This window comes from Streptacidiphilus carbonis (genome assembly GCF_000787775.1).
In the GTDB taxonomy this organism is placed as follows: Bacteria; Actinomycetota; Actinomycetes; order Streptomycetales; family Streptomycetaceae; genus Streptacidiphilus; species Streptacidiphilus carbonis.
The window spans coordinates 135,843-144,935 of the sequence record NZ_BBPM01000019.1 but is presented as its reverse complement, the minus strand read 5'-3'; the positions used below and the strand labels follow the sequence as shown (position 1 = coordinate 144,935).

The 9,093-nt window shown below is 71.6% G+C and carries 4 protein-coding genes; 2 read left to right on the top strand and 2 right to left on the bottom strand.

Annotation, left to right across the window (positions count from 1 at the left end; all coding sequences use genetic code 11):
- Positions 1–761: DUF2637 domain-containing protein (locus TR46_RS17560; protein ID WP_152626542.1), on the bottom strand; the 761-nt coding region annotated here is incomplete at its 3' end.
- A gap of 237 nt (positions 762–998) precedes the next feature.
- Here TR46_RS17560 and TR46_RS17555 point away from each other — a divergent pair.
- Positions 999–2,369 carry a DUF2786 domain-containing protein gene (locus TR46_RS17555; RefSeq protein ID WP_084718635.1) on the top strand — a complete coding sequence of 457 codons (1,371 nt, stop codon included), beginning with the start codon at positions 999–1,001 and terminating at the stop codon, positions 2,367–2,369.
- Between the two features lie 194 nt (positions 2,370–2,563).
- The gene (locus TR46_RS38065) at positions 2,564–4,939 is read left to right on the top strand and encodes a helicase-associated domain-containing protein (protein WP_052432891.1); all 2,376 of its coding nucleotides are present in this window, start codon (positions 2,564–2,566) and stop codon (positions 4,937–4,939) included.
- A gap of 161 nt (positions 4,940–5,100) precedes the next feature.
- Here the strand turns inward: TR46_RS38065 and TR46_RS17545 are convergent, their stop codons facing one another.
- Positions 5,101–9,000, bottom strand: coding sequence for a DNA-directed RNA polymerase subunit beta' (locus TR46_RS17545; RefSeq protein WP_042401590.1), 3,900 nt, complete (start codon positions 8,998–9,000; stop codon positions 5,101–5,103).
- Positions 9,001–9,093 lie beyond the last annotated feature (93 nt).

Below are 9,093 nucleotides of genomic sequence, written 5' to 3'. Positions count from 1 at the left end.
GGCGCGTCCTGCGCCGCGCCGGGCGCGAGCTGCGGCGCGGGCACCGGCTGGCTCTGCGCGGGCTGCTCCGCCTGCCGCGCCGCGGGCAGCGGGGCGCTGCGGATCACCTCCAGATCCAGCGGCACACCGTACTTGGCCAGCTTCAGCGGCAGCAGGGTCTCGATCGGCGCCTGCCGGCGCCAGCCGCGGCCGTACCTGGCCCGCAGATGGGTGCGGTAGACCAGCCGGTTCTGCTCCAGCCGCACCACGTCGTCGTAGGAGCGCAGCTCCCACAGCTTCATCCGCCGCCACAGCCGGAAGGTGGGCACCGGCGAGAGGATCCAGCGCATCAGCCGCACCGACTCCATGTGCCGGTCCGCGCTGATGTCGGCGATCCGCCCGATCGCGTGCCGGGCGGCCTCCACCACCACCACGAAGAGCACCGGGATGATCGCGTGCATCGCCATCGCCAGCGGGTCCCCCCAGGAGGAGGCGGCGTTGAAGACGATGGTCCCCGCGGTGAGCAGCCAGGCGGTCTGCCGCAGCAGCGGGAACGGGATCCGCAGCCAGGTCAGCACCAGGTCCAGCGCCAGCAGGACGGCGATGCCGACGTCCACGCCGATCGGGAAGACATAGGAGAAGTTCCCGAAGCCCTTGTGCAGGGCCAGTTCACGCACCGCGGCGTAGGACCCGGTGAAGCCGATGCCGGCGATGATGAAGGCGCCGGCGGCGACCACTCCGATGAGTGCGCGGTGCGTACGGGTTATCGCAGGGCCTGCCATCGCTCGTTCAACCCCTGGGTCTGCTCGTTCAATTGGGTTTGGCGGTCTCGTTGTGCTGCGGGCGGGGGACAGCTTGCCACAACGGAGTCCCTGCTTCTTCAGGCGATCGGGGATGTCACACCCTGCTGGGACACTGTCGCGGAGCGTGTTCGTCGGGGTCGGTCCCGCCCTTCCGGGACAATGGTGGTCGGCAATGTCTTCGGCATCTTCGGCGCCGCACACAGAAGGAGGGCCGTCATGGGCAAGCGCAACCCGCAGTACCGCCGGGTCAAGAAGCGGGACCAGACGGCCCACCAGCAGGCCCGGCACGCACAGCCCCCGCAGCAGCACGCCCGGGCGCAGCCCGGGGAGCCCCCACTGGGGCAGCTGGTGGAGGCGGCCTGCGGCGCGGTGCTGCACGCCGCCGAGGACGACTACCACCTCGCCCTGGACCGGGCTGCGAGCCTGCTCTCGGAGCCCGCCGCGCGCTGGCCGGAGACCGGGCGGGCGGTGCTGCTGGTCAGCGCGGCGCAGCTGGCCCGGCTGTGGCAGTCCGGCTGGCAGCCCGCCGACCTGGCCCGGGCGGTCCGGCGCGAGTTGACGCCGCGACACCTGCGGCTGGCGGTCGACCTGGTCGCCGCCGAGCTGCGCGGCTACGCGGCGGCCGGCCTCGACCCGCGCTGGGCCGGCCAGCTCCGCGAGCTGGAGGCCGCCGACTGGTGGGGCCAGGACGACGCCTTCCTGCCCGGAGTCGCGGAGCGCGAGCGGCTGGACCGCTTCTCGGTGGCGACCCTGCTGCTGGAGCTGTACCGGCTGATCGGGCGACTGCCGCGGCTGGCCCCGCTCGGACCGCCGCCGGGGGCCGTGCCGCGGGCCCAGGGGTCCGCCCTGCCGTTCGCGCAGAAGACCGGGAGCGAGCCGAGGATGCTCGGCCGGATCCGGGCGCTGCTGGCCAAGGCCGAGTCCACCGGGTTCCCGGACGAGGCGGAGGCGCTGACCGCCAAGGCGCAGCAGCTGATGGCGCAGCACAGCATCGACGAGGCGCTGCTGGCGGCCTCCTCGGGCAGCCGGATCGAGCCCGGGGCCTGCCGGATCGGGGTGGACAACCCCTACGAGGCGCCCAAGGCACTGCTGCTGGACGCGGTTGCCGGCGCCAACCGGGCCACCTCGCTGTGGACCAGGGAGCTGGGCTTCTGCACGGTGGTGGGCTTCCCGGCCGACCTGGAGGCGGTCGAGCTGCTGTACACCTCGCTGCTGGTGCAGGCGACCAGCGCGATGAACAGTGCCGGGATACAGAACGGCGGCGCCGGGAGTTCGAGGACCAAGGCGTTCCGGCACTCCTTCCTGCTGTCCTATGCGGCCCGGATCAGGGAGCGGCTCTCCGGGGCGACCGCGCAGGCGACCGAGGAGGCCCTGAACGGGCTGCGCGCGGAGGGCCGCGAGGACTCCTCCTCGCTGCTGCCGGTCCTGGCCGCCCGCGAGGAGGCGGTACGCCGCTCCACCGAGCAGATGTTCCCCAACGCCCGCGCCGGCCGGGCGATAAGAGCCAGCGACTACGAGGGCTGGACCCAGGGGCGCGCTGCCGCCGACCGCGCGCAGTTGCGGGGGCACGGGGAGCTGTCGCAGTAGCGGTGCAGCCTGTGCATGGTTGTTCGCGCAGTTCCCCGCGCCCCTGACCCATGGCAACCGGGCCAGTTGCAGCCAGGGGCGCGGGGAACTGCGCGACAAGCCCCCTACGGTCCGCACCGGAGCTCCCACAGAACCGCCCGCCCCGGACCCCGCACGCGGTAACGTCGAGTGACCGTCGCACCTGGAGTTCGCCCGTGAAGTCCGTTCAAGCTCTCGCCGAGCACCTCGCCACCCGCTCCGCCGACGAACTCGCGGACCTGCTGGAATCGCGGCGGGTCCAGAGCGACACCCGCGGCGGGCGTATCCCGCAGAGCCTCGACGCCCTGGCCCAGCAGCTCCTGGAGGACCGTTCGGTCGGGGCGGCCGTCAGCCGACTCACCGCGCCGGGGCTGCAACTGCTGTCCGCCGGGGTGTGGCTGGCCGCCCGGCGGCACGGGGCGCTGCTGCCGCAGCCCTACTGGACCGCGCTGGAGCCGTCCACCCGACCGGTGGCGACCGAGGCCCTGCTGGACTTCCTCGCCGGCGACGACAAGGGCCTGCGAGCCGCCGCAGAGCGGGTTCTGACGGAGCTTCAGCGCCTGGCGCTGGTGCTGCCGGCCGGGGCCGGGGAGCTGGCGCTGCCCGCGTTCCTGCACCGGCACCTGGCCGAGGCGATGGGCCTGAGCCGCCCGGTCGCCCAGCTGATGAGCGAGGCCTTCAACGCGCCGGAGGTGCACCGGATCGCAGCCGGGCTCGACCTGCCGCCCAGCCGCAACCGCGACACCGCGCAGGCCGCCGTGGTCGCGGCGCTCGGCGACCGGGAGCTGGTGCAGTCCCTGCTCGCCTCCGCCCCACCGGCCGTCGGCGAGATGCTGCAGCCGCTGGTGGAGGGGCCGCACCTGATGCGCACCCACTGCTTCGCCCCGCTCGGCGGGTACCACTACGGCCCGGGCACCAAGTACCGGCTGCGGCCCGGCGGCTCGGGCGACCCGGCCACCGACTGGCTGGCCGAGCACGGTCTGCTGGTGCCGGTCGGACCCGACCTGGTGGAACTGCCCTACGAGGTCCTGGAAGCAGCGGCCGACGGGCGGTTCCAGGTGCGCTTCGATCCCGAGCCGCCGGTGCTGACCGCCGGCGTGCGCCCGGTGCCGGAGGCGCTGAGGGAGGCCCAGGCCGCCGCCGCCTCGGCCAGCCGCAAGGTGGAGCTGCTGCTGGCCGCCTGCGCCGCCGCTCCCCCGGGCATCCGCAAGTCCGGCGGTCTGGCCGTCAGGGACACCAGAAGGCTGGCCAAGGCCATCGAGGCGCCCGAGGAGCAGACCCGGCTGTGGCTGGATCTCGCCTACAACGCCGACCTGCTCGCTGACCACCAGGAACTGCCGGACGTCCCCGCACCCCGTGGCCGCAGCCGGCGCCCGGCCGTGCCGACCGCGCCGCTGCGGCTGCTGCCGACCGGGCGCTACGACGACTGGCTGGCCAGCGCGCCCGCCGAGCGGCTGGTACCGCTGGTGGCCACCTGGGCGGTCATCCCCGAGGTGCTGACCTGGTGGCCCGAGTACCGGGAGGAGACCCCGGTCGCCCTGGTCGCGCCGCAGGACCAGGAGGCGGTGCCGCTGCGCCGCGAGCTGCTCCGGGCGCTGGCCTCGCTGCCGCCCGGCCAGGGCCTGGGGCCGGTCGGCGGCTTCGACGCGCAGATCCTGGAGGAGCTGGTCCTGCTGGTCGGCTGGCACAGCCCGGGCCTGGTCACCCTGGACAGCGACGGACTGACCCGGGTGCTGGCGACGCTGCTGGAGGCGGAGCAGTTGGGCGTGCTGGCCCACGGCCGGCCGACGCCGCTGGGCGAGGCTGTGCTGGCCCTGCTGGAGACCGACGCGGCCGACTGGTTCCCCTGCGTCCCGGGCATCGCGGCCAAGGGCGGCGACGCCTACCAGGAGCCGCTGCGGCTGCTCATGGAGGCCTGCACCGCGCTACTGCCGGCCCCCCAGCAGAAAGCCAGGTTCCAGGCCGACCTGACCGCGGTCGCCGCCGGCGCGCCCTCGGCGGCGCTGGCGGAGCTGATGGGGTCGGCCGCCGACCGGGAGTCCGAGGGCCATGCGGTGGTCTGGCGGTTCAGCGCGGCCTCGGTCCGCCGGGCCCTGGACGGCGGCAGGAGCGCGGACGACCTGCTCGCGGAACTGCGCGACGCGGCCGAGGGCGGGCTGCCCCAGCCGCTGGAGTACCTGGTCAGGGACACCGGCAGGACCCACGGACGGGTCCGGGTGGTCCGCTCCGCCTGCTGCGTCCGCTCCGACGACGAGGCGCTGGTGCTGGAGCTGTCGAAGACCAGGGTGCTGGCCAAGCTGGGGCTGCGCCGGATCGCGCCGACGGTTCTGATCAGCACCCACTCCCCCAGCGCCACCCTGGACGCCCTGCGCGCCGCGGGGTACGCGCCGGTCCTGGAGGCGGAGAGCGGCGTGACGGTGGTCGAACGCGCCCCCGGCACCAGGGCCGAGCAGCGGATGCCCGGCTACGACCGGCTGCGCCGCAACCGCGTCGGCGCCGACGCGCAGGAGCCCGACCCGAGGACGCTGGCGAAGCTGATCATGAACGGCTGACACCACCCACGCTGACACCACCGACGCCGGCGCCGCCGCGGACGACGCCGCCGCGGACGACGCCGCCGCGGACGACGCCGGGAGCACCGGCAACGCCGCAGGGCGGCCGCCCCCTCTCGGGAGCGACCGCCCTGCGGTGTTGTGCGTACTGCCTGCGACGGTCAGCCTGTGTAGGGGCCGTAGTCGTAGTCGTCCAGCGGGACGGCCTGGCCGGAACCGGTGCCGAAGGGCGAGTAGTCGATGTCGTCGTAGCCGACGGCCGAGTACATCGCGGCCTTGGCCTCCTCGGTCGGCTCCACCCGGATGTTGCGGTAGCGGGGCAGACCCGTACCGGCCGGGATGAGCTTGCCGAGGATGACGTTCTCCTTCAGGCCCAGCAGCGGGTCCGACTTGGCGTGGATCGCCGCGTCGGTGAGCACCCGGGTCGTCTCCTGGAAGGAGGCGGCCGACAGCCAGGACTCGGTCGCCAGCGAGGCCTTGGTGATACCCATCAGCTGCGGACGGCCGGAGGCGGGCTGGCCGCTCTCGGACACCACACGACGGTTCTCGGTCTCGAAGCGGCCGCGCTCGACCAGCTCGCCGGGCAGCAGCTCGGCGTCGCCGGACTCGATGATCGTGACCCGGCGGAGCATCTGCCGGATGATGATCTCGATGTGCTTGTCGTGGATCGACACACCCTGCGAGTTGTAGACCTTCTGGACCTCGGCCACCAGGTGGATCTGGACGGCACGCTGGCCCAGGATGCGCAGGACGTCGTGCGGGTTGACGGTACCGGCGGTCAGCTGCTGGCCGACCTCCACCCGCTCGCCCTCGGACACCCGCAGCTTGACGCGCTTGGAGACCGGGTAGGCGATCTCCTCGCTGCCGTCGTCCGGGGTGACCACGAGCTTGCGGGTCTTCTCGGTGTCCTCGATCCGCACCCGGCCCTCGGCCTCGCTGATCGGGGCGACACCACGCGGGTTGCGGGCCTCGAACAGCTCGACGACACGCGGCAGACCCTGGGTGATGTCGTCACCGGCCACACCACCGGTGTGGAAGGTACGCATCGTCAGCTGGGTGCCGGGCTCACCGATGGACTGGGCGGCGATGATGCCGACCGCCTCACCGATGTCGACCAGCTTGCCGGTGGCCAGCGAGCGGCCGTAGCACATGGCGCAGGTGCCGACGGCGGACTCGCAGGTCAGGATCGAGCGGGTCTTGACCTCGGAGATGCCGCGGCGGATCAGCTCGTCGATCAGGACGTCGCCCAGGTCGGTGTTGGCCGGGGCCAGCACCTCGCCGTCGACGACGATGTCCTCGGCGAGCGCACGGGCGTAGACGCTGGTCTCGACGTCCTCCGCCTTGTGCAGCGCGCCGTCCGAGCCCACGGTCGCGATCGGCAGCCGAAGGCCGCGCTCGGTCCCGCAGTCCTCCTCACGAATGATGACGTCCTGGGAGACGTCGACCAGACGACGGGTGAGGTAGCCGGAGTCGGCGGTACGCAGGGCGGTGTCGGCCAGACCCTTACGGGCGCCGTGGGTGGAGATGAAGTACTCCAGCACGGAGAGGCCCTCACGGAACGACGCCTTGATGGGTCGCGCGATGGTCTCGTTCTTGGCGTTCGACACCAGACCGCGCATACCGGCGATCTGACGCATCTGCATCATGTTTCCGCGAGCCCCGGAGTCCACCATCATGAAGATGGGGTTGGTCTTCGGGAAGTTCGCGTTCATGGCGTCGGCGACCTCGTTGGTCGCCTTGGTCCAGATCGCCACGAGCTCCTGCTGGCGCTCGTCCTTGGTGATCAGACCGCGCTCGTACTGCTTCTGGACCTTCTCGGCCTGCGCCTCGTAGCCCTCGAGGATCTGGGGCTTGTTCGGCGGGACCACGACGTCCGAGATGGAGACGGTGACGCCCGAGCGGGTGGCCCAGTGGAAGCCGGCCGCCTTCAGGTTGTCCAGGGTCGCCGCCACGACGACCTTGGGGTAGCGCTCGGCGAGGTCGTTGACGATCGCCGAGAGCTGCTTCTTGTTGATCTCGTCCTCGACGAACGGGTAGTCCTCGGGCAGCAGCTCGTTGAAGAGCGCGCGGCCCAGGGTGGTGCGCAGACGCAGCTGCTCACCCTCCTGCCAGGTCGGCTTCCCGTCCTCGTCCACCGGAGCGGTCCAGCCGCGCGGCGGCACGGTGCCCAGCGGCAGCCGCAGGTCGATCTCGGCCTGCAGGTCCAGGGTCTTGGCGTCGAAGGCCATCACGGCCTCCGGCGTCGAGCCGAACGCCCGGCCCACGCCGCGGAGGGTCTCCGGGTCCCGGGTCGAGGTCAGGAAGAACAGACCCAGCACCATGTCCTGGGTCGGCATGGTGACGGGGCGACCGTCGGCCGGCTTCAGGATGTTGTTGGAGGACAGCATCAGGATGCGGGCCTCGGCCTGTGCCTCCGCGGAGAGCGGAAGGTGCACGGCCATCTGGTCACCGTCGAAGTCCGCGTTGAACGCGGTGCAGACGAGCGGGTGGATCTGGATGGCCTTGCCCTCGACCAGCTGCGGCTCGAAGGCCTGGATGCCGAGGCGGTGCAGCGTGGGCGCACGGTTCAGCAGCACCGGGTGCTCGGCGATGACCTCTTCGAGGACGTCCCAGACCACCGGGCGGGCGCGCTCGACCATGCGCTTGGCCGACTTGATGTTCTGCGCGTGGTTCAGGTCCACCAGGCGCTTCATCACGAACGGCTTGAAGAGCTCCAGCGCCATGGCCTTCGGCAGACCGCACTGGTGCAGCTTGAGCTGCGGGCCGACGACGATGACCGAACGGGCCGAGTAGTCGACCCGCTTGCCGAGCAGGTTCTGGCGGAAACGACCCTGCTTGCCCTTGAGCATGTCGCTCAGGGACTTCAGCGGGCGGTTACCGGGACCGGTGACCGGACGGCCACGGCGGCCGTTGTCGAACAGCGCGTCCACGGCCTCCTGAAGCATGCGCTTCTCGTTGTTCACGATGATCTCGGGCGCGCCGAGGTCCAGGAGCCGCTTGAGACGGTTGTTGCGGTTGATCACGCGGCGGTACAGGTCGTTCAGGTCGGAGGTCGCGAAGCGGCCACCGTCCAGCTGCACCATCGGACGCAGGTCCGGCGGGATGACCGGGACGCAGTCCAGCACCATGCCCGAGGGCTTGTTGGTGGTCTGCAGGAACGCGGAGACGACCTTGAGGCGCTTGAGCGCACGGGTCTTCTTCTGGCCCTTGCCGGTCTTGATGATCTCGCGGAGGCGCTCGGCCTCCTCCTCCAGGTCGAAGGTCTCCAGGCGCTTCTGCAGCGCCGCGGCACCCATCGATCCGGAGAAGTACGTGCCGAAGCGGTCGCGCAGCTCGCGGTAGAGCAGCTCGTCGCCCTCCAGGTCCTGGACCTTGAGGGACTTGAAGCGGGCCCACACCTCGTCCAGGCGGTCCAGCTCGCGCTGGGCCCGGTCACGGAGCTGCTTCATCTCGCGCTCGGCGCCTTCACGCACCTTGCGGCGGACGTCCGCCTTGGCGCCCTCGGCCTCCAGCTCGGCGAGGTCTCCCTCGAGCTTCTTGGCGCGGGTCTCCAGGTCGGCGTCGCGGCGCTGCTCGATCTGCTGGCGCTCGACGGAGACCTGGGCCTCCAGCGAGGACAGGTCGCGGGTGCGCCGCTCGTCGTCCACCCACGTGATCATGTAGGCGGCGAAGTAGATGACCTTCTCGAGGTCCTTGGGGGCAAGGTCCAGGAGGTAGCCCAGGCGTGACGGCACGCCCTTGAAGTACCAGATGTGCGTGACGGGAGCGGCCAGCTCGATGTGGCCCATCCGCTCACGGCGCACCTTGGCGCGAGTGACCTCGACGCCGCAGCGCTCACAGATGATGCCCTTGAAGCGGACGCGCTTGTACTTGCCGCAGTAGCACTCCCAGTCCCGGGTGGGGCCGAAGATCTTCTCGCAGAAGAGCCCGTCCTTTTCCGGCTTGAGGGTGCGGTAGTTGATGGTCTCGGGCTTCTTGACCTCGCCGTGGGACCACTGACGGATGTCGTCAGCGGTCGCCAGGCCGATTCGCAGTTCATCGAAGAAGTTGACGTCGAGCACGGGTCGTCAATCCCACCTTCGGGGTCGAAGTCTTACATCTGGTCTGAGGGGGTCCTGGGGGCGGCGGGCCGGCGCTGCTTGGACAGCGCCGAC